This is a genomic window from Streptomyces chattanoogensis (assembly GCF_001294335.1).
In the GTDB taxonomy this organism is placed as follows: domain Bacteria; phylum Actinomycetota; class Actinomycetes; order Streptomycetales; family Streptomycetaceae; genus Streptomyces; species Streptomyces chattanoogensis.
Map to the genome: position 1 here is coordinate 1 of NZ_LGKG01000027.1, position 882 is coordinate 882.

The 882-nt window shown below is 70.5% G+C and carries 1 protein-coding gene; it reads right to left on the bottom strand.

Annotation, left to right across the window (positions count from 1 at the left end; translation table 11 throughout):
* On the bottom strand, positions 1 to 882 hold an 882-nt coding region (locus ADL29_RS06740), incomplete at both ends, for a GTP-binding protein (RefSeq protein WP_078970805.1).

Here is an 882-nt window from a genome sequence, read left to right on the forward strand (position 1 = left end):
AAGGCCGGCCCAGCCCTCGACGCCGAGCGACAGCTCGCGGTCGTCGAGCAGCGTGGCGTCCAGGACGCCGCGGAGCTCGTCCTGGTCCAGATCAGTACCGGTGAAGACGACCTCATTGCGCCGCTCGCCGTAGTAGTCGTCCCAGAACCACGAGGCCAAGGTGCGGCGCTGCGGCGAGGCATCGCGCCACGCCTGTGTGTCGCCTTCCTGCAACCAGTCGCCGGCCTCGCGCAGTTCGAGGTGGTGTCCGGCGGATCGCCAGCTGACGACCGAGCCCGGTTGCGTGGCCATCCACAGATGGCCGCGGCTGCGTAGGACTCCTGACATGATCTTCGGCAGGCTGTCCGCGAGCCGCTCCGGGTGCACGGGACGGCGCGAGCGCCACAGTACGGATACGACGCCGAGATCGACACCGCGCCGGTGCGCTGGTGTGATGATGGGGTCGAGACGATCGGCCGGACCGGCCTCGACCCACCGAGGATCGGGCCTGGTCAACGCGTCGAGGGCGACCTCACTGGCACCGGAGAGCACGGTTGCGGAGGGACTGAGGTGGGCGAGCAGCGCCCGCACCCCTTCTCGCGTTCCGTCGGCCGCCTCCCGACCGGGCCCCACGATCACCGTGGCGGCCGCCTCCACTTGGCGGGCGGCGGCCTCGGCGAGAGTGACCGATTCGGCTCGGGCGCCCGGACCGTAGAACCGGACCGCCTGATGCACACAGCGCAGATCGCTGAGGAAACGGTCGGGGTCCACCCCAGCGGCTATGGGTCCGAGGTCGTAGTGATGTGCCGTGGGCGTGCGGCCCAGCGGGGTTTGCCACAGTGCGGCCAGAAAGAGCTGCGCATCGAGTTCCGCCGGGAGCGCGAGCACGACATGGGGCCGCGT